This window comes from Tumebacillus lacus (assembly GCF_026410385.1).
Taxonomy (GTDB): Bacteria; Bacillota; Bacilli; order Tumebacillales; family Tumebacillaceae; genus Tumebacillus; species Tumebacillus lacus.
Window position 1 is genome coordinate 107857 of sequence record NZ_JAPMLT010000008.1, and the last position, 23326, is coordinate 131182.

At 61.0% G+C, this 23326-nt stretch carries 16 protein-coding genes; 2 read left to right on the forward strand and 14 right to left on the reverse strand.

Features of this window, described 5'->3' with window-relative positions:
• The first annotated feature begins 3 nt into the window (after positions 1–3).
• Together OS242_RS14035 and OS242_RS14040 are read left to right on the forward strand one after the other, a co-directional pair.
• A complete protein-coding gene (locus tag OS242_RS14035) occupies positions 4–8961 on the forward strand; it encodes a non-ribosomal peptide synthetase/type I polyketide synthase (RefSeq protein WP_267152311.1) in 8958 nt (2985 codons plus the stop codon).
• Positions 8958–9719, forward strand: a complete 762-nt coding sequence (locus tag OS242_RS14040) for a thioesterase II family protein (RefSeq protein WP_267152312.1) — start codon at positions 8958–8960, stop codon at positions 9717–9719. The genes OS242_RS14035 and OS242_RS14040 overlap by 4 nt, the downstream gene beginning before the upstream one ends.
• A 69-nt stretch (positions 9720–9788) precedes the next feature.
• Here the strand turns inward: OS242_RS14040 and OS242_RS14045 are convergent, their stop codons facing one another.
• From OS242_RS14045 to OS242_RS14110, 14 genes are all read right to left on the reverse strand, one after another.
• Positions 9789–10553, reverse strand: coding sequence for a flagellar motor protein MotB (locus OS242_RS14045; protein ID WP_267152313.1), 765 nt, complete (start codon positions 10551–10553; stop codon positions 9789–9791).
• Positions 10537–11334 carry a flagellar motor protein gene (locus OS242_RS14050; RefSeq protein ID WP_267152314.1) on the reverse strand — a complete coding sequence of 266 codons (798 nt, stop codon included), beginning with the start codon at positions 11332–11334 and terminating at the stop codon, positions 10537–10539. Before OS242_RS14050 ends, OS242_RS14045 begins: the two co-directional genes overlap by 17 nt.
• Positions 11335–11384: 50 nt before the next feature.
• Complete coding sequence (locus tag OS242_RS14055) at positions 11385–12671, reverse strand: PDZ domain-containing protein (RefSeq protein WP_267152315.1); 1287 nt, start codon at positions 12669–12671, stop codon at positions 11385–11387.
• Between the two features lie 92 nt (positions 12672–12763).
• The gene (locus tag OS242_RS14060; protein WP_267152316.1) at positions 12764–14176 is read right to left on the reverse strand and encodes a S41 family peptidase; all 1413 of its coding nucleotides are present in this window, start codon (positions 14174–14176) and stop codon (positions 12764–12766) included.
• Between the two features lie 79 nt (positions 14177–14255).
• Positions 14256–15464, reverse strand: a complete 1209-nt coding sequence (locus OS242_RS14065; RefSeq protein WP_267152317.1) for a murein hydrolase activator EnvC family protein — start codon at positions 15462–15464, stop codon at positions 14256–14258.
• A gap of 47 nt (positions 15465–15511) precedes the next feature.
• Positions 15512–16396, reverse strand: coding sequence for a permease-like cell division protein FtsX (ftsX, locus tag OS242_RS14070; RefSeq protein ID WP_267152318.1), 885 nt, complete (start codon positions 16394–16396; stop codon positions 15512–15514).
• Complete coding sequence (gene ftsE, locus OS242_RS14075) at positions 16386–17072, reverse strand: cell division ATP-binding protein FtsE (protein ID WP_267152319.1); 687 nt, start codon at positions 17070–17072, stop codon at positions 16386–16388. Before ftsE ends, ftsX begins: the two co-directional genes overlap by 11 nt.
• A gap of 221 nt (positions 17073–17293) precedes the next feature.
• Complete coding sequence (locus OS242_RS14080; protein ID WP_267152320.1) at positions 17294–18472, reverse strand: copper amine oxidase N-terminal domain-containing protein; 1179 nt, start codon at positions 18470–18472, stop codon at positions 17294–17296.
• A gap of 158 nt (positions 18473–18630) precedes the next feature.
• Positions 18631–19509: a metal ABC transporter permease gene (locus OS242_RS14085; protein ID WP_267152321.1), complete on the reverse strand. Its 879-nt coding sequence runs from the start codon at positions 19507–19509 to the stop codon at positions 18631–18633.
• Between the two features lie 2 nt (positions 19510–19511).
• Positions 19512–20321: a metal ABC transporter ATP-binding protein gene (locus OS242_RS14090; RefSeq protein ID WP_267152322.1), complete on the reverse strand. Its 810-nt coding sequence runs from the start codon at positions 20319–20321 to the stop codon at positions 19512–19514.
• 60 nt (positions 20322–20381) lie between these two features.
• Positions 20382–21377: a metal ABC transporter substrate-binding protein gene (locus OS242_RS14095; RefSeq protein WP_267152323.1), complete on the reverse strand. Its 996-nt coding sequence runs from the start codon at positions 21375–21377 to the stop codon at positions 20382–20384.
• Between the two features lie 126 nt (positions 21378–21503).
• Complete coding sequence (locus tag OS242_RS14100) at positions 21504–22490, reverse strand: metal ABC transporter solute-binding protein, Zn/Mn family (RefSeq protein ID WP_267152324.1); 987 nt, start codon at positions 22488–22490, stop codon at positions 21504–21506.
• 147 nt (positions 22491–22637) lie between these two features.
• The gene (locus tag OS242_RS14105) at positions 22638–23144 is read right to left on the reverse strand and encodes a DUF3231 family protein (RefSeq protein ID WP_267152325.1); all 507 of its coding nucleotides are present in this window, start codon (positions 23142–23144) and stop codon (positions 22638–22640) included.
• Complete coding sequence (locus tag OS242_RS14110) at positions 23125–23289, reverse strand: hypothetical protein (protein ID WP_267152326.1); 165 nt, start codon at positions 23287–23289, stop codon at positions 23125–23127. Before OS242_RS14110 ends, OS242_RS14105 begins: the two co-directional genes overlap by 20 nt.
• Positions 23290–23326 lie beyond the last annotated feature (37 nt).

Sequence of the window (23326 nt, forward strand, 5' to 3'; positions counted from 1 at the left end):
ATCATGGATCACACGCACACTCGCGATTCGCTGCAAGCTTGGATGCTGAACGAACTGTCGGAACGCCTCGGCCTCCCGGTCGAGGAGCTCGACACCCGCGAGCCTTTTCTCAACTTCGGACTCGATTCGGCGGAGGCTGTGATGCTCTCCGGCGATCTCGGGGAGTATCTCGGAGTTGAGCTTTCCCCGACCGCCCTGTGGGACCACCCCTGCGTCGACGATCTGATCGACCATCTGCTGTCGCTGCCGGAACTGAAACCCCGGCAAGAGACAGCGACCGACCATTTTGAAAAGTTGTACCACCAGCTCTATCACCAAGCCCCGGTCCCCTATCGCGAAACGCGCGAAGAACCGATCGCCATCGTCGGCATCGGTTGCCGTTTTCCCGGCGCGACGGGGCCGGAGCCGTTTTGGGAACTGTTGAAAAACGGCGTGGACGCGATCTCGGAAGTGCCTGCGGAGCGGTTCGACGCATCGGCGTTCTTCGATGCCGATCCGGGCGCACCGGGAAAGATGAACACGCGCTGGGGCGGATTTTTGCAAGGGGTCGATCTGTTTGACAACGGATTTTTCGGCATCTCGCCCCGCGAAGCATCCCGGATGGACCCGCAGCAACGCCTCCTGTTGGAAGTGGCATGGGAGGCGCTCGAAGACGGCGGATTGCCTCCTTCGCAGCTCTCCGGCTCGAAGACGGGTGTGTTTGTCGGCATATCAAATAACGAATATTCGCGCATTCAGTTTTCGGACAAATCGCTGATCGACGCGTACGCAGGCACCGGCAACGCGGTCTCCATCGCGGCCAACCGCCTCTCCTACCTGCTCGACCTGCGCGGGCCGAGCCTGTCGATCGACACGGCTTGCTCGTCGTCGCTGGTGGCGGTGCATCTGGCCTGCCAGAGCTTGCGAAACGGCGAGAGCGAGATGGCGTTGGCGGGCGGGGTCAATCTGATCTTGACGCCCGATGTGACGATCAATTTTTCCAAGGCGGGCGTAATGGCAAAAGACGGCCGGTGCAAAACGTTCGATGCGGCGGCTGACGGCTATGTCCGCAGTGAAGGCGTCGGCCTCGTCGTGCTGAAGACGCTGTCTCAGGCACAGGAGGACGGCGACCGCATCTACGCGGTGATCCGGGGCAGCGCGGTCAATCAGGACGGCCGCAGCAACGGGCTGATGGCGCCGAACGGACAGGCGCAGGAAGCGGTGCTGCGCGAGGCGTTTTTAAATGCGGGCGTTTCGCCCGGCAAAGCGCATTACGTGGAAGCGCACGGCACCGGCACCGAACTTGGCGATCCGATTGAGGTGATGGCGCTGGGCCGCGTCATGTCGGAGGACCGGTCGCCGGAACGGTATTGCCGCGTCGGCTCGGTCAAAAGCAATTTCGGACACACCGAAGCGGCAGCCGGCGTCGCCGGGCTGATCAAAGTCGCGCTGGCGTTGAAACACAAACAGTTGCCGCCGACCCTGCATTTTCAGGAGCCCAATCCGCTGATCCCGTTTGCCACGCTGCCCGTGACGGTGCAGACGGAGCTGTCGGAGTGGCCGACCTTGCCGGAGGAAAAAGCGCTGGCCGGGGTCAGCTCGTTTGGATTTGGCGGGACGAACGCGCATGTGGTGTTGGAGGAGCATGTGGAGCCGACCCCTGCCGCGGAGACCAACAGCCGGGAGCAGGCGGAAGTGCTGGTGCTGTCCGCGCCTTCCAAGCAGGCGTTGGACGAGCTGGCCGGGTCGTATCGCGATTTCGTGCGCAGCGGCGTCGTGGAGGGCGGTGCTCCCGCTCTGCGCGATCTGTGCCACACGGCGAACGCGCGACGGGATCATCACGATCATCGCCTGGCACTGGTGGCGCGGTCGCATGAGGAGATCGCGCAGGCATTGGAAGATTATCTGCACGAGGAGCCGCGCCTCGGACTGTCGCACGGCTCGGCCAACAGCAGAAGGCGGCGGCCGCTCGTCTTTGTCTTTCCGGGACAGGGAGGGCAGTGGCTCGGGATGGGAAAACAGTTGTACGCGACGGAGCCTGTGTTTCGCGATGCCATCGACCGCTGTGACGAGCTGCTGCACGGGCTCGCAGGCTGGTCGATTCTCGATGAGCTGTACGAGGACCCGGAGTTTTCCCGCCTCGGCGAGACGGAGGTCGCACAGCCGGTGCTGTTTGCCGTGCAGGTCGCGCTGGCCGAACTGTGGCGCGCCTGGGGCCTGTACCCGGACGCGATCGTCGGCCACTCGATGGGCGAAGCGGCGGCGGCGCATCTCGCCGGCGCGTTGACGCTGGATGAGGCGATCTACGCGATCTGGCAGCGCGGTCGCGTGATGAGCAAAGCGGACGGGCAAGGAAAGATGGCCGCTGTGGAGCTGCCGGAGCAGGAAGTGGCGGCCAGACTGACGGCATACGGAGACAGGCTGTCCATCGCGGCGGTCAACGGGCCGACGTCGGTGGTGGTGTCGGGCGATGCGGACGCGGTGGAGGAGTTTGTCGCGGCGATGGCGCGAGACGGGGTCTTTTGCCGCGCGCTGCAGGTCGATCTCGCCTCGCACAGCCCGCAGATGGAACGGCTGCGCACCCCGCTGGTGGAGACGCTGGTCGATCTGACACCCCGCTCAGCGTGGGTACCGCTCTACTCGACGGTGACGGGCGGATTGGTTGACGGCACGGAGCTGACCGCCGCTTATTGGGGGCGCAATCTGCGGGAGCCGGTGCGCTTCCACGACGCGTTGACGCAGTTGCTCTCGGACGGCTATGCGACATTTCTCGAAGTCTCGCCGCACAACGTGCTGACCGCCGCGATCCGCACCGCGCTGCAAACGCACGGCCACACCGGGACCGCGCTCCCGACGTTGCGACGCGGGAAAGACGAGCGGGCGACGATGCTCGGCACCCTCGGCGAACTGCATGTGCTGGGTCTGCCGATCGACTGGATGAAAGTCTACCCGGACGGCCGCGTCCTCTCCCTCCCCGCCTACCCGTGGCAGCGGGTGCGCTGTTGGATGGACGGCTGCGTGTCCCCCGAACGCCCCGCTGTCCCGCTGTGGGACCTCGTGCTGGCGAAAGGGGCGGAGCAGTCGGAGCAGGCCCCTCTCGATCTGGGACTGCCGGAGTATGCGAGCAAACGGGCGTGGTTGGATCGTCTGACCAACGCGTACGTGATCGCGACGCTTCGGAAATTGGAGGTATTTGCTCAAGCGGGTGAGGAGCTTGCCGTCGAGGAGATCCTCGCGACGAAAGGACTGCTCCCGTTGCACGGCAAGCTGTTGCATCGCTGGATGGCACGGCTGACGGCGCTTGGGCTGGTGCGGGAACAGGAAGGGCGGTTCACCTCCGTCGCACCGCTGCCCGACCCGCAGGTGGAGCTCGTGCTCGGCGAAGGTCGCGAGCATCCGGTCTTTCTCGACTATCTGCGCCGCAACGGCGAGCGGCTCGTCGACGTGTTGCGCGGCGAGACGACGGCGTTGGAGCTGTTTTTCCCCGGCGGTTCGTTTGAGACCACCGAATACATCTACCAGCACTCGGCGGAGGCGCGTTATTTCAATCGGATCGCAGCGACTGTGGCGGCCGGTGTCGCCGCTTCCGCTCCGCATCGCCGGTTGCGCGTGTTGGAGATCGGCGCCGGTACGGGCGGGACGACCGCTTCGGTATTGCCCGCCTTGCCGGGGGAGCGGACCGATTATACGTTCACCGATCTGTCCGACCTGTTCCTCTACCGGGCGCGGCAAAAGTTTGCCGGGTATCCGGGACTGCACACGCGCTTGCTCGATATCGAAAAAGACCCGGTCGAGCAAGGCTTTTCGCAAGGCTCGTTCGACCTGATCGTCGCGGCGAACGTCCTGCACGCCACTCGCGACCTGCGCGAGACGTTGCGCCATGTGCGCGGACTGCTCGCACCGGGCGGGGTGGCGATGCTGTGGGAAGTGACCGATCATCAGCCGTGGTTTGACATCACGTTCGGACTGATCGACGGCTGGGGACGGCATGAGGACGACCTGCGCGACGGGCATCCCCTGCTGCATCGCGCCGCCTGGCAGGCCGCTTTGCTGGAGCACGGCTTCGAAACGACGGCGGCGTTTCCGGCGGAGGGATCGCTCGCGAACGCGTTGGGACAGCACATCGTGGTGGCGCGGGCGGCAGGAGACATGACAGCATCGGTCGCTGCGCCGGAGGAGGAGCGAGACGCGGCGTTCATCGAGGAAAGCGACGCGGCGGCCACGACCTGGCACGCTCAGTTGCTCGCCACCGCACCCGATCAGCGTCAGGATCTCATCGTCGACTATCTGCAGCGGCGTTTGGCACGTCTGCTCGGCACCCCGGCTGCCCGACTGGACGCGGAACAACCGCTGAACACGCTCGGACTCGATTCGCTGATGGCCGTCGAGATGCGCAACGCGATCATGCAGGACGCCGGGGTAAACATCCCGGTGGCCCGCTTCCTGCAAGAGGTATCGGCGCTGGATGTGGCCGAGGAAGTGTTGGCACAGTGGAGCGAGTCGGCTGTGGAGGAGACGGCGTCGGCGAGGTCTGTGCTCCTGCCGGACTTGGAAAACCGCCACGCACCGTTTCCGCTCAATGACATTCAACAAGCGTATTGGATCGGCCGCACCGGCGCTCTGGAACTGGGCAATGTCGCGACGCAGCTCTACCTGGAGTTTGAAGCGGACGCGCTGGATCTGCCGAGATTGGAACGCGCCTGGCAGACATTGATTCTCCGCCATGACATGTTGCGCGCCGTCGTGTTGCCAAGTGGAGAGCAGCAGATCCTCGAAGCGGTGCCGCCGTATGAGATCGCTTGCTCCGAAGCGACCGACGAGCAGTTGACCGCCGTGCGCGAGCGGATGAAGCACACGGTGCGCAGCGGCGATACATGGCCGCTGTTCGAGATCTGCGCACACACGGCGGCAGAGACAGGACGCACGCGCCTGCTGATCGCCATCGACTTTTTGATCGCGGACGCGGCGAGTCTGCTGCTGCTGTTCCGCGAGTGGAACGAACTGTACCGCGACCCGACGGCTGCGTCGCAGTGGACGCCGTTGACGCTCTCCTTCCGCGACTACGTGTTGGCGGAGGAGGCCGCACGAGATTCTGAGGCGTACCGGACCTCGCTCGCGTACTGGCAGGAGCGGGTGCCGACATTGCCGCCCGCACCGGAACTGCCGCTGACAAAGTCACCGAGCATTTTGGAACGCCCGCGGTTTGCCCGCCGCACGCTGACGATGGACGCCGCGTCTTGGAGCCGCTTGAAAGAGCGGGCCGCCGAGAGCGGGATCACCCCGTCGATGCTGCTGTGCGCCGCCTATGCGGAGGTGCTGAAGACGTGGAGCAAGAGCCCGCGTTTCACCTTAAATTTGACCTTGTTCAACCGCGAACCGATCCACCCGCAGACCGGGCAGATCGTCGGCGACTTCACCGCCCTGAACCTGCTGGAAGTGGACGCGTCGGAAGCGGTGCCTTTTGCCGAGCGCGCCCGCCGTCTGCAAGCGCAATTGCTCGCCGACCTCGAACACCGCCGTGTCAGCGGCGTCCGCGTCCTGCGCGAACGGGCTCGTGCGCAAGGAACGACGCTGGGAGCTCCCATGCCGGTCGTCTTCACCTCGGTGCTGGAAGACTTCGCCCCGACGTTTGACTGGCTCGGCGAACTGGTCGAATCCCTCGCACAGACGCCGCAGGTCTGGCTCGACCACCAAGTCTTGGAGCGAAACGGCGCGCTGTTCCTCATCTGGGACGCGGTCGAAGAGCTGTTCCCGAGCGGGGTGCTCGACGACATGCTGGCCGCGTACGGGCGGCTGTTGCAAGAGCTGGGAGCGGACGACACGGCTTGGCATCGCCACGGGCACGACCTGCTCCCGGCTTCGCAACGGGAGCTTCCGGCTGTCACAGAGACGACCGAGCGACCGGTGCCCGCAGGTCTCCTGCACGAACCGTTTGTTCGTCACGCTCTTTCAACGCCCGCTCATCCGGCGGTGATCACCTCGGTGCGGACGTTGACGTACGGCGACCTGCACGCCCTCGCCAACCGCTGGGCTCGCCTCCTGCGCGAACAGGGCGTGCGGCCGAACACCCTCGTCGCCGTCCTGATGGAAAAGGGCTGGGAGCAAGCGGTCGCCACGCTCGCCGTCTTGCTGGCGGGCGCCGCCTATCTGCCGCTCGACCCGCAGCAGCCGGAGGAACGCCTGCGCCAGTTGATCGAGATCGGCGAGGTGGAGGTCGTCTTGACCCAGCCGCAATTTTTGGAAAATGAGAATCTGTTCCGCAACGTCCGCACCTTCGCCGTCCACGACGAAGCGGTCGCGGGCTATGAGGACAGCCCGTTGGAATCCGTTCAATCGCCGGATGATCTCGCCTACGTCATCTTTACGTCCGGATCGACCGGCGTTCCGAAAGGCGTCATGATCGACCACCGCGGCCCGCTCAATACTTGCCTCGACATCAACGAACGGTTTGGCGTCGGTCCGGACGACCGCTTGCTCGCACTGTCCGCGCTGCACTTCGACCTGTCTGTCTACGATCTCTTCGGCCTGTTCGCAGCGGGCGGCACCGTCGTCATCCCGGAGCCGGACGCGGTGCGTGACCCGGCTCGCTGGGCGCAGTGGATGCAGCGGAAGCGGGTCACCGTCTGGAACTCGGTGCCTGCGCTGTTGAACTTGCTCGTCGACTATGCGGACGGACAGCCGGAGCGGCTCTCCTCCGCGCTGCGAGTCGTGATGATGAGCGGCGACTGGATTCCGGTCTCGTTGCCGGATCGGCTGCGTGCTCTGCTGCCGAACGTCTCGATCCACTCCCTCGGGGGCGCGACCGAAGCGTCGATTTGGTCGATCCACTACCCGATCCGCGACGTCGATCCGGCGTGGACGAGCATCCCGTACGGTCAAGCGATGGCCCATCAGCCGTTTTACGTCTTCCATGACGATCTGCAACCCTGCCCGGTGTGGGTGCCGGGACAGCTCTATATCGGCGGTGTCGGCCTCGCCAAAGGGTACTGGCGGGATGAGGTCAAAACCGCTTCCAGTTTCCTGACCCATCCGGTGAGCGGCGAACGGCTCTACCGGACGGGCGACCTCGGCCGCTGGTTGCCGGACGGCAACATCGAGTTCCTCGGCCGCGAAGATTTCCAAGTCAAAGTGCAGGGCTACCGCATCGAGCTCGGCGAGATCGAACACGCCCTGCTCCGCCGACCGGACATCCGCTCGGCCGTCGTCGCCGCCATCGGCTCCCATGCCGGGGAAAAGCGCCTCGTCGCCTACCTCGTCCCCGAGCCGGACGCACCGGCTCCGGATGCGGACGACCTGCGTCGCGGTCTGCAAGTCGCGTTGCCCGAGTACATGGTGCCGAGCGCCTTCGTGGTTCTGGACAGCCTCCCGCTCAGCCAAAACGGCAAAGTGGACCGCAAAGCCCTGCCCGCGCCCGACTTCACCCTCGAAGCGGCGCTCGGCTACGAAGCCCCGTCCACTGCCGCCGAACGGACACTCGCGGCGATCTGGAGCGAACTCCTCGACCTCGACAGGGAGCGGATCGGCATCCATGACAACCTGTTCACCCTGGGTGCCCACTCCGTCCACATCATCCAGGCGGTCGTTCGCCTGCGCCGCGCCGGCTACACCGTCCACGCCCAGCAACTCTTCGAGCGGCAAACCATCGCCGCCACCGCCGAGCTGTTGGAAGGAATGGGGGAGGTCGTTCATCAGGCACAGTCGGCGCACATGCCCGACCAAGATTCGGCAACCGATCAAAACTCTCGAACGCCTCTCGCAACATCTGCGGCGTCTGCGGCGTCAAACCCGAGCACCGGCACCCTGCCACAAGGGCCGACCGCCCCGGCCCGCGCTCTGCTGACAGGGGCGACAGGCTATCTGGGCATCTACCTGTTGCGCGAGTTGCTGCTGCATACCGACCTCACCGTCACCTGCCTCGTCCGCGCCGGCGACGAGGCGGCCGCTGCGGTGCGACTGCTCGAGCGGCTGACGTGGTACTTCCCGGACGCGGACTTCGCCGATCACCTCGGCGACCGCCTGCACGTTGTCGTCGGCGACATCGCTCTGCCGCGCTTCGGCCTCTCCGATGCCGACTGGCATCTGCTCGCGGACGAGACCGACCTGATCTACCACGCCGCCGCCTTGGTCGACCACTACGGCGACCCGGCCCTGTTCCAAGCGGTCAACGTCGACGGCACCCGTCACGCCCTCGATCTGCTGACCCTCGGCCGCCCGAAGAGGTTCCAGCACATCTCCACCATCGGCGTGCGCGGCATCGACGCCTCGACCGGGCTCTTCACCGAGACCGACTTCGACCGCGGCCAAACGTTCGACACCCGCTACGCCGAATCGAAATGGCACGCCGAACGCCTCGTCCGCGACGCCCGCGCGTCCGGTGCACAGGCCAACATCTACCGCCTCGGCTTTGTCGCGGCAGACGCGACAGGAAAATACCAGCACAACATCGAAGACAATGCCCTGTACGGCTACTTGCGCACTACCCTGCGCCTAGGAATCGCACCGTACTTGCCGACGCTGAAACTCGACTTCCTGCCTGTCGACTTCATCGCCGCCGCCATCGTCCGACTGTCGCTGACTCCGGCATCGACCGGCGAGACGTTCCACCTGCTCGCCCCCGAACCGATCACGCACTACGATCTGATGCGCCAGTTCCAAGCGCTCGGCTACTCGATTTTGCTGCTCGACCCGGACGAGTTCCACACTACCGTCTTTGACAGCGCCGACGACCACACCTTGACCGAACTCGACGGTCTGGTCGGCTTCACCGACCCGTCGCGCGCTCTGATCTTCGAAGTCGCCACCGACCGCACCGCCGAACGCATCACCGCGCTCGGCTTGACCTTCCCGCCCGTCACCTTCGACTGGGTGCGCAAAATGGTCAACCACGCGGTCGCCGTCGGCCACTTCCCGGCCCCGCCGTTCCACGGCCGAACGAGCCGGACACCCGCTTTGCTCGAACAGACAGGAGGTTTTCCGCTTTGACCATACTCAATCGCCCCACCAAACCAAATCCGTGGCTGACCTGCTTCACGCCGCATCCGACCGCCACCCTGCGCCTCTTCTGCTTCCCGTACGCGGGAGGCGGCGCACCGGTGTTCCGCGAATGGTCCGCCCTGCTGCCAAACGCCGAGATCATCGCGCTCCAATACCCGGGCCGCGGCGCACGCATGATGGAGCCGCCGATGCAATCCCTGCCGGAGCTCGCCGCCGGCATCTACGAAGCGATCCTGCCTCATCTCAACAAACCGTTCGCTTTCTTCGGCCACTCCCTCGGCTCGCTGGTCGCCTTCGAAGTCGCCCGCCTGCTGCGCAAAAACGGCCACCCGTTGCCCCGCCATCTGTTCGTCTCGGCCCGCAAAGCGCCGCACGTGCCGCGTACCGCCGAAAAACAGATGCACAAACTGCCGGAACAGGAGTTCATCGAGGAACTCAAAACATACAACGGCACGCCCAAAGAAATCCTCGAAAACAAAGACTTGATGGAACTGGTGCTCCCGGTGCTTCGCGCCGACTTCCGCGTCAACGAAACGTACGAATACGGCGAAGAACCGGCTCTGCACATACCGCTTACCGCCCTCACCGGCATCGAAGACTCCCGGGCCACCGAAGCGGACATGACGAAATGGAGCCTCCACACTTCGGACGTCTTCACCCAGCAGACATTCCCGGGCGACCACTTCTATCTCAATCCCTTGCAAAAAGAACTCACCGCCTTCCTCGCCAAACAACTGAACCTCTGAGGAAATCAAAAAGGCGCGCTGTCCACACGGACAACGCGCCTTTTTCTTTTCAACTTTTCCGTTTCCACTCTACTCCAGCGGCGAGATCGGCTCCACCGGATGCGCTCGCAACACGATCAGATTCACCCGGCGGTTCGCCGCCCGGTTCGCCTCGCTGTCGTTGGGAGCGAGCGGCTTCGTATCGGCATACCCTTCCGCCGACAGTCGTCCGTGCGGCACACCGGCCGCCTCAAACGCGTGCAACACATTGATCGCCCGCTGCGACGACAGCTCCCAGTTCGAGCGAAACTGCGCATTGCTGATCCCGATCGGCACATCATCCGTGTGACCCTCGACCGCGACAGGATTGCTCACCAATCGCAAAAACGGTGCGAGCCCGTTCAGCAACCGCTCCGCTTCCGGCTTCACATCCGCCTGCCCGGAAGCAAACAGCGCCGCATCGTTCAACGTCAGCTGCACTCCCCGGCTCGTCTCGATCACATGGACTTGCCCGGCCAGCCCTTGCCCTTGCACGTAGTCCTCCAGCCGCTTTTGCAACTCGTCGAGCCGCTGCTGCTCCTCTTCCCGCTTTTGCTGCTCCGATTTGGAACCCGGGTTGCTGTTCGGCAACAGACTCGGCGACCCTTCGAGCTGAATGCGATCGTTCGTCTGCAACGCCGCACTCAGCGACAGAGACAACGTCTGAAATTTGGTCTGGTCCACTTTCGACACCGCATACATCACCACGAAGAAGATCATCAGCAACGTGATCAGATCGGCGTACGTGATCAGCCAGCGATCATGCGTATTTCCGCCGCCGCTCTCCCGCGTCCGTCTGCTACGCCTGCGTGCCATCGGTATCACCCGCCCCCGCTGCAGCGGCCGAACGGCGCTCCGGCGCCAGGAACGCCCGCAGTTTGTGACGCAGGATGTTCGGATTCTCCCCCGCCTGGATCGAGAGCACGCCCTCGATCATCAGCTCGCGGACGATCACCTCATCCTTCGAACGCCGCTTGAGCTTTGCCGCGAGCGGCAGATACAGCACGTTTGCCGACGCGACCCCGTACAACGTCGCGATGAACGCCGTCGCGATCTGCGGCCCCAGCGTGTCCACGTTCGACAGTCCGCCGAGCACGTGCACCAGCCCCATCACCGTCCCGATGATCCCCATCGTCGGCGCATAGCCGCCGGCCGCCTCAAACGGTTGGGCCGCCTTTTCATGACGGTCTTCCAAAAAAGACAGCTCCGTCTCCAAGATGCTGCGCACCAAATCGCTGTCTACCCCGTCGACGACCAAGCGCAGCCCATTGCGCAAAAATTCGTCCTCGTTGGTCTCCACCCGGTCTTCCAGCGCCAGAACGCCTTCACGACGGGCGACCATCGACAGCTCGACCAGTTCGTCAATCGTCTCATTGGCGTCGAGCGTTTGCGGCTTGAACGCGATCTTCAACGCTTTCGGGATCTGCCGCAGTTGCTCACCCGGCGTCGACAGCACCACCGCGCCGAACGTCCCGCCAAATACGATCAGTGCGGCCGTCGGTGACAGCAAGGCCGCGAGATGACCGCCCTCCGCCGCGAAGCCCAGCAACAGCGCTCCGAGGCCCAACAAGAGACCTATTACGGTCGTTCTATCCATCCTTGCATCCTCCTAACTCCTGACTCCTAACTCCTGACTTCCTGTCTCGATCAATGATACGTCGAGGGTGCCTGCTTCCCTCCGCCGACCAATCGGCCCCACAGCCAGCGCCACGGGGAGATCGAATCGAGCCGCACATACTGGCGCGCCTGATCGTCCGGCACGAGAATGATGCCGAGTTGATGATGATCGCCCATATAGATCGGCGTCGAGGCAAAGCGCGGCTCTCCCTCCGGCGTCAACACTTCCAACTTGGCAAACGCCGGATTTTGATTGAGCGCAAAATGCAGGTCATACGGCGTGTTCACCGGCGTCCCGTTCACGCGGACGATCGTCTCGCCGGACGCAAGACCCATCTCCTGAGCCGGGCTCTGCGGCAAAACGCTGAGGATCTTCAGCCCTTGCAGCGGCCGCACATAGATCGGTTGCCCGCTCTGCTCTTCCCGGATCTCGATCAGGATCAGCACCTCATGCGCCACCGTGCAGAACATCGCCGCCACCCACAACAGCGGCGGCCAATACGCGCTGCCGACCGCCAGGCCGAGCAGCACGAGACTGTAGCCGGCCAGATAGCGGGATGTCGTCGCCGCCTTCTTTTTCGGCGTCTGCGTCAGGGCCACGCCGGAATACCCGAGGATCGACGGGAACGGCACCACCATCAGGCTGCCCAGCGCCCCGAGCGGGATCAGCGGCCACCACGACGGCGCGGTCACGCCGCTGCCCGTGCCGACCACGACAAACGCCGCCATCGGCACCACCCAAAACTTTTGCAGGATAAATCCGCCGATCAGTCGCCCGCGCTTGCCTTCCACAAACACCGGCATCGGCTGCTCCGACCCGTTCAGGTACACGAGCAACGCCTCAACCAGATGCAACACCGCCACCAACGCCATCAACTGCGGGATGTGCAGCCCGCGCAGGTCGGTGTAAATCGTCGCCAGAATGCCTGGAGCCAACTGCCACTCCGGGAGCGCCTGCAACACCAGCGAGATCACGCTCAGCAGCCCTCCCGCATAGGCGAAACAAATAAATCGCGCATTGATCAGCGCCAAACAGAGCGCCACCACCCAGACATAGAGCAGATCGCTCGGATTGAGCACCGCGCCGACAGCCGTCAGCAACGCCGTCGCGAGCAGACCGCCCGCGACCCCGTAGCCCAGCGAGCGGAGAAACTGCTCATTTGGCGAATGGACGCGCACGCCGAACATCCGGCGCTCCATCCCGTTCTGTCTGACATACTGCATGTACACGAGCAAGAGAGCAACGTAAAAAAGAGGATGTGCCAATACTTGCATCAGGCCGCGAAGGACTGCCAGCAAAAATGAGAATTCGGTCATGCGCACGATTCCCCTCTCTGAAATACAAAAATACCCGCAAGAGTCGAGACTCCGCGGGTATTTCATTCGACATCGCAACGCGGCAATCCTGCCTATGGCAACATTTTCCTAAGTGTCGCCTGCGCCTTTTCCAACTGCGTGTCGTTCTTTTGAATCTTGTCTTGCAAGAGCTCCATCATCCGGCGCGTCGTCTTGCCTTCGACCACGCCGTTTGCCGGGATGCTCTCCATCTTTTGGAACGCGAGGACCGCTTCCTTGGTCTGCGCGTCAAAGTAGCCGTCTTCGCGGCCCGGCTGGTAGCCGAGCGCTGTCAGCATGCTCTGAACCGCTTTGATCTCGTTGGAGAACTGTTCCGGCTCGAGCTTTTTCTCCGGATCGATATACGGCAGATCCGCATACTTCGGCAGTTCGACCGCAATGTCCGGCTCGATGCCTTTTTTGTGAATCCAGTTGCCGTCCGGGGTCAACCATTTGGCGATGGTGAACTTGATGTTCGAGCCGTCGGTGAAGTCTTTCGCCGTCTGCACCGTGCCTTTGCCAAACGTCTTTTGCCCGATCAACTGATAGCCGCCCGACTCTTTGAGCGCCCCGGCGAGGATCTCCGCCGCGCTGGCACTGCCGCCGTCGATCAGCGCGACGATCGGCACGCCCGGTTTGCCGCCGGACGAGCGGTAGACCTTTTTCTCACCGTTGCGCGACTCGACCTGCAGGATCGGCTCACCCTCCGGCAGCAGCAGATTGCCGATCTCGGTGGTGACGTCGAGCAGACCGCCCGGATTTTGGCGCAGGTCGATGACCAGCCCTTTCATCCCTTGTCCCTTCAGATCGTCAAACGCTTTTTTAAATTCGTCATACGTCGACTCCGAGAACTTGGTGATCTGGATCTTGCCAAGGCCCCCCTCCATCATCTCCGCGTACACCGTCTCCACCGGGATCGTGTCGCGGGTGACGGTGACCGTCAACTCACCCGTGCCCGGACGGTCGATGACCAGTTGCGCCTTGGTGTCCTTTTTGCCGCGGATGTGCGTGACCGCCTCGCCGACCTTCATCCCTTCGAGACTTTTGCCGTCCACGGAAAGGATCTTGTCGTTCGGCTTGAGACCGGCCTTCTCCGCCGGCGAGCCTTTGATCGGAGCGTCGATGACGATCTTGCCTTCCTCTTCGCGGATCGTCGCGCCGATGCCCTCGAACGAGGAGGAGATGTTTTCATGGAACGACGAAGCTTCCGTCTGATCCATATAGGTCGAATACGGATCGTCAAGCGACTTGACCATGCCGTCGATCGCACCGTTGAGCAGTTGGTCGTTCTTGACGTCCTGGTAGTATTCCTGTTTCAGGGTCTTGTACGTGTCGAGCAGTTTGCTGAACTGCGGGTCGTTGACACCGTCTGACGTCGGCAGCGTCAGGCCTGTCCCGGTCAGCTGCAAAGCCCCGAAAGTCGCGGCGCTGCTCACAACAATCGTCAGGATCAACCCGAGAATCAGGGTGCGTCCTCTGATATACATTTTCCTGTAGCACCACCTTTGTCCTGTCTGCTGTAGTATATGACGGCTCAGGAAAGACTATTAACCCCGATTAGGAAAATTAGAGATAGTTGCGCGGCGAGACGACCTGTCCGTTCAGGTACACGCCAAAGTGCAAGTGCGGCCCGGTGGAACGGCCGGTGCTGCCCACCTTGCCGATCGGCGCGCCTTTGACGACCTGCTGGCCTTCCGAGACGTTGATGCCGCCGTTGACAAGATGACCGTACAGCGACCACAGATTGCCGCCGTGGTCGATGATGATGCAGTTGCCAAACCCGTTGACCCAGCCCGCCGTGATCACCGTGCCGGCCTGTGCCGCCACGACCTGCGTGCCGGTCGCCGCCGCGATGTCCATGCCGTTGTGACCGGTGCGCACGCCGGTGAACGGGTCGATCCGGTCGCCAAACTCCGACGTGATGTTCATCGAAGCCGGCACCGGCCACGCCCAGTTGCCGGTCAACGGCTTGGACGGATTGGGCTGGTTTTGCTTGTATCGCTCCGCATCGATCTGCTTGCGGACGTTGAAGATCGCAGCGATCGCAGCTTCCTGCTGCGCCTCCATCTCCGCCTCGATGCGCTCTTGCTCCGCTTTGTTGCCTTCCAGCTTTTCGTTCAGCGCGACCTTTTGCTCTTTCATCGCGTCGAGCTGCCCTTTTTGCGACTCTTGCTCGCCTTTCATCGCCACCAGCGTCTGCTGCTGCGTCTCCAGGTCCTGCTTGAGCAACGCCACCTTTTCGCGGTCCTCTTTGTTTTTGCGCAGGATCACGTTGTCCTGCTCAAAGATCACCTGCAACGCCTCAAACCGGTCGAGAAAATCGGTAAACGACGTTGAGGAGAGCAACACTTCCAAGTATTGCACTTCCCCTTGTTCGTACATCATGCGCAACCGCTGCTTGAGCAGTTTGTCCCGCTCTTCGACGCGCTTTTGCGCCGCTTCGAGCTCTTGGCCAGCCTGATCAATCTCCTGGTTCTTTTGGAAAATGTTGCCCTGCAAGCGTTGGATCTCCAGCTCTTTCGCGCTGATCTCCGCCAACATCTTGTTGATCTCCACGGCGTTGAGGTCGATCTGCTGCTGATACTGCTCCTTTTTCTGCCGAGCGATCTTTTCACGCTCGCGGGCTTGTTGCAACTCTTGCTCTTTTTGCTGTTGCTGTTGCTTGAGGCTTTCGATGTTGGCACCCGCCGTCGTCGGCACCGCCAGCGTCAGAACCAAAGCGGCGGCGAGGCCCATTTTCCAGGATTTTGATGAGCGAGACTTGCGATCTTGCATGAAGTACACTCCCTTCTTCTCCCCTAGCACTGTCAATCAAACATACGTTACACGCGCAGGAATCGCGAGATCGACATCATCGAACCGATCATCCCGATCAATGCGCCAATGCCTACCAAGATCAACGCCACCGAATAGACCAACGGGTCAAACGGAGCGAACGTAAACAGCATCACACCTGCGACCTTGCGCACCAGATAGTCGTAGCCGATGCCCAGCAACAAGATCGGCAGGATCGAGCCGAACAGCCCGATCAACAATCCTTCAAACAAGAACGGCCAGCGGATAAACCAGTTGGTCGCCCCGACCAGCTTCATGATCTCGATCTCACGGCGGCGAGCAAAGATCGTCACCTTGATCGTGTTCGAGATCAGGAACAGCGCGAGGAAGCTCAGCCCGACGACAAACACCGCGCCGGAGTTGCGGACAAACTTCGTCACCGAGAACAATTTTTCCACGGTGTCTTTCGCATAGTTGACCTTTTCCACCAGCGGGAGTGCGGACAGCTTTTCCGCGACGTAGCCGGTGTCGGTCGGATTTTTCGCCTTGACGATAAACTTGTCGGGCAGCGGGTTTTCCGATTCGAGGCCATTGAGCAGCTCTTGGTTGTCCTTGAGCTTTTCCTTCAACTGTTGCAGCCCGTCCTCTTTGGAGACAAACGTCACTTCACCGACGGCGGGCAAACTCTTGATCTGCCGCTCCAACTCCAGCACCTGCGCGCGCTCGGTGCCGTCCTTGACGAGGACGTTCATCTCGACTTGGTCCTCGATCTGCTGCGAGAACAGTTGAACGTTGTACGCGAGAATGAGGAACACGCCCAGGAGCAGCAGCGTGATCGTGACGGACGAGATCGAAGCGAACGTCATCCAGCCGTTGCGGGACAGATTGCGAAACCCTTCGCGGCCGTGGCGGGCAAACGTGCTAATTTTCATAGCCGTACACCCCCCGTCTCTCATCGCGGGCGATTCTGCCGCCCTCGACGGCGAGCACGCGTTTTTTCATCGTGTTGACGATCTCTTTGTTGTGGGTCGCCATCACGATGGTCGTGCCGCGCCGGTTGATCTCCTCAAACAGGTTCATGATGTCCCAGGAGGTCTCCGGGTCGAGGTTGCCCGTCGGTTCGTCGGCGATGATCACCGCCGGATTGTTGATCAGCGCCCGCGCGATCGATACGCGCTGCTGCTGACCGCCGGACAGTTCGTTCGGCAGCGCAGATGCCTTTTCGGAGAGGCCGACCAGTTCCAGCACCTCCGCGGTGCGCTGCTTGATCTTTTTCTTCGGCGCTTCGATGACTTCCAGCGCGAAGGCGATATTTTCTGACACGGTCAGCGTGGGCAGGAGCTTGAAGTCCTGAAAGACCACGCCGATCTGACGGCGGAGCAGCGGGATCTTGCGCTCTTTCAAACGTTCGATGTTAAAGCCGTTGACAAAGATGGACCCTTGGCTCGGGCGTTCTTCTCTATACATCAACTTGATAAAGGTGGACTTCCCGGCACCGCTGGGTCCGACCACGTAAACAAACTCACCTTTGTCGATGCGCACGCTGACACCTTGCAATGCAACGGCACCGTTCGGATAGGTCTTCCAAACGTCATGCATCTCGATCATCGTTTCACACCACTTTCTACTGTCTGATTTGTCGGCCTTGTGACCGAGTATGACGATGTCGAAACAAACGCCAAAAAAGGCGGCATTTTTAATGCCACCTTCTCGTATTCGACGCGGGCTTGTCATTTCCTGTACTAAATTGCTGGAGAATGAGGTTTTTCGCGTCTGATTTGTCAGAAATGTGAAAGCCCCCGCGCGTGATTTCGCAGGGGCGGAAAGACTTACAGCTCGCTCGCGGACTTCGCGTTTTTCGCTTCTTCCGGGATCGTGATCGTCACCGGGCCATAGGACGCCTTGCCTGTGAGGTCCATCTTCATCGTGCCCATCTCCGGCATCTCCATCTCCATGTGCAGCGAGAGGTTGGTTTGCAGGTAGGACGCCTTGTCGATCTCGTAGTAGACTTTCATCGACTGCTTGCCGCCCTCCATCTGGATCGGGTTCATCGGCATGCCCGGTTGACCGGATTCACCAGCCGCTTTCAGCAGTTTGTCCAGCCCTTTTTGGTCGATCTTGAGCGTGAGGTTGTAGGAGTCCGCGTCTTCTGCCATCGTGAAGTACGGCAGCGCGACGTTCTGGGTCGCTTCCGTGTTGGTCGGCACGCCGCCGGTGCGGGTCATGTCGACGATCTCTTTCCAGTCTTCCTCCGGCAGCACCTCTTTGGTCCAGACGCCGGTCGGATCTTTCATGTACATCCGGCCGTCGCCCATGTACATCGTGAAGCTCTGTTTCTGCGTTTGGTTGAACACCTTGCCTTCGATGTCAGCGCCCATCGCCATCAGCAGAGGATTTTTGCTGTATTTCATCCACATCGGGCCTTCCATCTTCATATCGAAAGTCCCGGTCGGGATCGTGCCTTTCAGTTGCAGGTCGAGCGAGGTGTATTCTTGCTTGTTCGTTGCCTCGGTGGACTTGGTCAGCACGTCGAGGATCGTCGTGCGCTTGGCCAGCGTTTTGGCGGTCGGCAGGACGTTAACCGTCGAGGTGGACGCGTCCCACGTCACTTCGTTGCCGAACGCCTCGGAGATGAAGCGCACCGGCACCATCGTGCGGTAGTTGACAAAGCGCGGCGCCGGGTTGATCTCGATCTGCGCCCCGTTCTTCGTCACCACGCCGGTGTTGAAGTTCAGCTTGAGGACGATGTCATCCTTGGAGATCGTCGCGATGTTGGTATTGCTGTCATATTGAACGTCCGCGCCAAGGCCCTCAGAGAGCGAGCGAAGCGGAACGAACGTGCGATTGTCCACGACAAACGGCTGCGGGTCGACCGTCAGTTCTTTATCTTCCACGATCACGTTAAAATTCACGTGGTTCACGTCGGACGCGTTCGCCTGCACAGCCCCCGCCGTTCCGAACACGAGCCCTGCCGCGAGCAGAGCGGTTGCGAACTTCTTGTTCTTCATCAGAAAGTACCCCCATCTTTTGCTGAATTTCAGTTCTACCACTCTATTTACGAAACGATTGGAAAAAGGTTGCAAGATTTTTTCCAGAAAATAAAAAAGGCACCTTCTCTTCCAAGAAGGTGCCTTCATTCATATGCAAATCTATATGCCAATCGCCCTTACCTCTCCCCGAGCGTCCTTACCACGCCATTTCCGTTCTCCGCGTCCTGCTCCGCACCGACGCGCGCTTGGATCATCGACACGATCCGTTTTACGATCAGTGTCACGACGAGGATCGCGAGCAGCAGCAGGACGATCGTGCCGCCCGGCGGGATGTCCAGCGCGTACGAGGCGGACAGTCCGCCGAGCACCGAGGTCAGGCCGACGAGCACCGCCACAAAGATCGTCATCGCAAATCCGCGCGACACGCGCAACGCAATCGACGCGGGCAGTGTCATCAGCGACGACACCAGCAGCACGCCGATGATCGGCATCGATACGGCCACCACGAGACCTGCCAGCAGAGAGAACGACACCGACAGAAGTTTCACCGGGACGCCGCTGACTTGGGCGGTCTCTTCGTCGAAGGTGAGGACGTACATCGGCCGCCACAGGAACCAGAAAAACAGCCCGACCAGCGCGACCACGCCCCCCATCACGTACAGGTCGGTCTCGCTGACGGCGATGATCGAGCCGAACAGATAGGAGGTGAACGAGCGGCTCACCCCTTTGTTCAGGCTCATCAGCACCACCGCCGACGCAAGGCCGCCCGACATCAGGATCGCGATGGACAGTTCGCTGTACGCCTTAAACGACCGTCTCAGCGTATCGACAAACACCGCGCCGATCAGCGCCGCGACCATCGCCGTCAGCATCGGGTACAGACCGAGCAGCGCACCGACCGCCACGCCCGCCAGCGAGACGTGCGAGAGCGTCTCCGCCATCAACGACTGACGGCGCAGCACGAGATACACGCCGATCACCGGAGCGACCAGCGCGATCATGATCCCGGCGAGGAAGGCGTTTTGCAAAAATCCATACTGAAACATCTCCAGCATACTTACCGAACTCCTTCCTCCACGCGATCCACTCGCTCCGACTTGGCGTCGAGCTGCACCAGTTGTTGCGGCTGATGATCGTCATAGCAGCAGTACAGCGGCACCGGAGCCGGACGATCCGCCAGATCCATCCGCTCGCGGAACTGAACCGGCGTGCCGTCGAAGCGAATGCGCTTGTCGAGCACGAGCAAGCGGGTCAGGCGCGGCAACGTCTCCTCCAGATCGTGCGTCACCATCAGGACGGTGCGCCCGTGCGCGCGCACCTGATGCTCCAGCAGGTCGTAAAACAGTGTCCGGGCCGAAGTGTCCATCCCGGTCGTCGGCTCGTCGAGCACGAGCAGATCCGGCTCGGTGACCAGCGCGCGGGCGAGGCAAACGCGCTGCTTTTGGCCGCCGGACAGTTCACCGATCTTGCGCTTTCGGTGCTCCCACATGCCGACTTGCTGGAGGACTTGCTCCACGCGGTCCGACTCCTCTTTTTTCAATCGGGAAAACCAGTGCTTGCGATCATACAGGCCCGAGCGGACCAACTCCCACACCGTGCTCGGAAAACCGGCGTTGAACGAGGCGATCTGTTGCGGCAGATAGCCGATCGTCATGCGGCGGCCATCGGCGCGACGCCCGTTCAAGGACACCTCCCCCCGCTGCGGGGAGAGCAGACCGAGCAACAGCTTTAAAGTGGTCGTCTTTGCCGACCCGTTCGGACCGGTCAGTCCGATAAACTCCGATGTCCCGATGGACAGATTCATCCGTTCGAGCACCGGCGTCGGCCCATACCCAAACGTCACGTCGCGCATCTCCGCCAGCTTCATGATCTCCTCATCCTTTCTCACCTGTAAAAAACGATGCTCCTGCTTCTATCTTAAAGCCCTCTACTCATTCAGAGCTTTTTTCAACGCTTCCAAATTTTGCTCCATCACGCCGATGTAGTCAAGCCCTTTCGCTTGCTCTTCCTCGGTCAGACCTTCCAGCGGGTTGAGCACCGCCGTCTTGGCACCCATCTCGCGTGCCACCGCTTCCGCCACTTTCGGCGAGACCAGCGTCTCGAAGAAGATCGTCTTCACCTGATGCTCCTTCGCCCACGCGACGATCTCCGCCATCTGGGCAGCGCTTGGCTCCTGCTCCGGCGAGAGGCCGGAGATCGGCTCTTGCGTCAGACCGTACCGCTTCGCCAGATAGGCAAACGATTCGTGCGCCGTCACAAACTCCTTCGATTTCGACGAAGCCAGTTCCGCCTTGTACTTCTCATCCAGCGCCTTCAACTTCGCAAGGTACGCATCCGCATTCTTCTTATACTCCGCCGCGCGCGCTTGATCCAATTCGGCCAGAGCCGCCGCGATGTTTTCCACTTCTTTTTGCACCAAGACCGGGTCGGTCCACACATGCGGATCATGCGCGCCTTTCTCCCCGTGCGCCTCTTCCTTGTGCTCGCCTTCTTTATGTTCTTCTTCCTTCTTCTCGCCCTCATGCTCGTCGTGGTCGTGGCCGCCCTCGATCAGTTCGATGCCAGCCGACGCTTCCACCGGCTTCACCTTCGCGCCTTCCAAGTTGTGCAACACATCCTCGACCCAGCCTTCAAAGCCTGCGCCGTTGTAGACAAACAGGTCCGCATCCGCGATGCGCGCCACGTCTTTGGCTGTCGGCTCCCAGTCATGCGGCTCCGTCCCGCCCGGCACGAGCAACGTCGCGTCGACAAAGTCTCCGCCGACCTGCTTCGTAAATTCATACATCGGATAGAACGTGGTCACCACCCGGATCTGACCGCCGCTCGCCTTGTCTTCTTTCGTGCCCAATTTATCGCCACAGCCGGTCAGCAGCAACGAAGCTGCTGCCAAACTGCCCACTGCCAGTTTCCACTTTTTTTGCATCTCTCAAACTCCTTTGCCCTTGATTGTCACACAAATCGTAACTTTTACGATTATACACCGGAACGATTCCGATTAAAAGTATCCGTACCAAAAAAACACCCTGTCGTCAAAGACAGGGTGTTCTGATTATTCATTCAGACCTTGTTCAAGCCGTTGCAAATTTTCTTCCATCATTTGCAGATACGATTTGTACCCGACCTCCTTGTCAAGGCGGCCTTCATACGTGTTCAGGATCCCCGATTTGTAGCCGAGCCCGCCGACAAACTCCTGCACGCGGGGAGCCGCTTCCATCTCGAAGAAGATCGTTTTCACATCATGCGTCGCGAGATCTTTTTGCACCTCCGCGATCTTGTCCGGCTGGTCTTGCGGGAAATCGTTGAGCGCAATGTACGTCGGCACATAGTACTTCAGCCCGTACCGAGCGGCCAGATACTGATAGGCCGGATACGGTGAGACGAGTTCCTTGCGCTTGGCTTTCGAGATCGCGTCTTTGTACTTCTGATCGAGCGCGTCGAGCTTTTGCTTGTACGCGTCGGCATTTTTCTTAAATTCTTCCGCATACGCCGGCGCTTTCTTGCTCAGACCGGCCAGGATGTTGTCGACCTCCGTCTTGGCATGCACCGGGTCGAGGTAGTCATACGGGTCTTGACGCTCCTGTTTCGCGCCTTCCGGGTCATCCGGATTGATGTAGCGAAGCAGCGGCTTCATCTCGATCCCTTTCGCCGGGTCGACGATGACAAGGTCTTTATTTTTCAACTTCAACTGCGCCATCAATTGATCCGCCCAACGCTTTTCCATCACCCCGCCGCCGCTGGTCACATACACATCGGCCGACTCCAAGTCGCGGGTTTCTTTCAATGTCGGAGCAAACTGCCACACGTTGGTGCCAAGCGGCAGCATCGTCTGCACTTCGACTTTATCCTGACCGATCTCGCGGGCAAAATCGGCCTGTGCTTGCAGGAACGTGTGAACTTTCACCTTTTCACCGGACGGGACCTGCTTTGTATTCGTTTCGGTATTTTTTTGAGCATCGGTGCATCCCGCACCTGCCAACGCCAGCGTCAAGGCGAGACCAACTGCGGCGAATTTCTGGATTTGTTTCTGCCAACGCATGATCGTTCCTCCCTTTTTTCTCTGAATATTCATTTTCTTGTAGTGTATATAAAAAACAGTGATACGTCCAGTGAGTTGGCTTAACGAACTTCGAACACTTTTTGTCTAAAGCAAAACCTCCGCCCAAATGACGGAGGCCCGTTTCCTCTATTCTTGATGATTCACATGCAACGGAGGCGGCACCAGCCACCCTTTTTCCTTCATCATGCGGAGGAGGCGCAGCCCGTATCCGGCCGCCTTGGTGTGGTACTTGCCGAACAGGGCGGCAATGTCTTCCCGAACACACTGTCCCATGATCTTGCTGCACATGACGAGACCGGCCGCGTTGTCTTTTGCCTGCGTCGCCGCCACTTCCATGTCGGTGAAGCGGGCACCGGCCGGGATGCTCTCCAGATCCGCATCGGCGCGCTCCGGCGGCGACGGCGGAAGAGCGACGCCGTTCGCCTTGAGCAGCGCGGTCAGCTCCTCGATCACCTCCTGGGAGGACTCCAGCTTGTCTTTGATATAATCGCGCAGGTCCTTGTCGCCGGTGTGGTTCAGCAACGTTTGGTTGCAGGTGCGCAGCGCCAGTTCCCCGTGCAGATACGTCCAGACCATGTACACTTCGCCGTAATGCATCGGCTCATCCTTCGGATTACCGCTGAGAATCCCCATTTTGATCCCCCTCTTCCTCGTTGGATTGCTTGGTCGCGGTGCCTTCTTGGTAGAGGTTTTGCAGTTCTTCTTGGTCGCCTTTGCCGTTGATCGTCTGCAGGACTTCCATCAGACCGTTGGCTTTCGTTTGCTCGCCTTTTTTCATGTTCGCGGCCCCTTTATAAAGAAATACCCTGACTTAT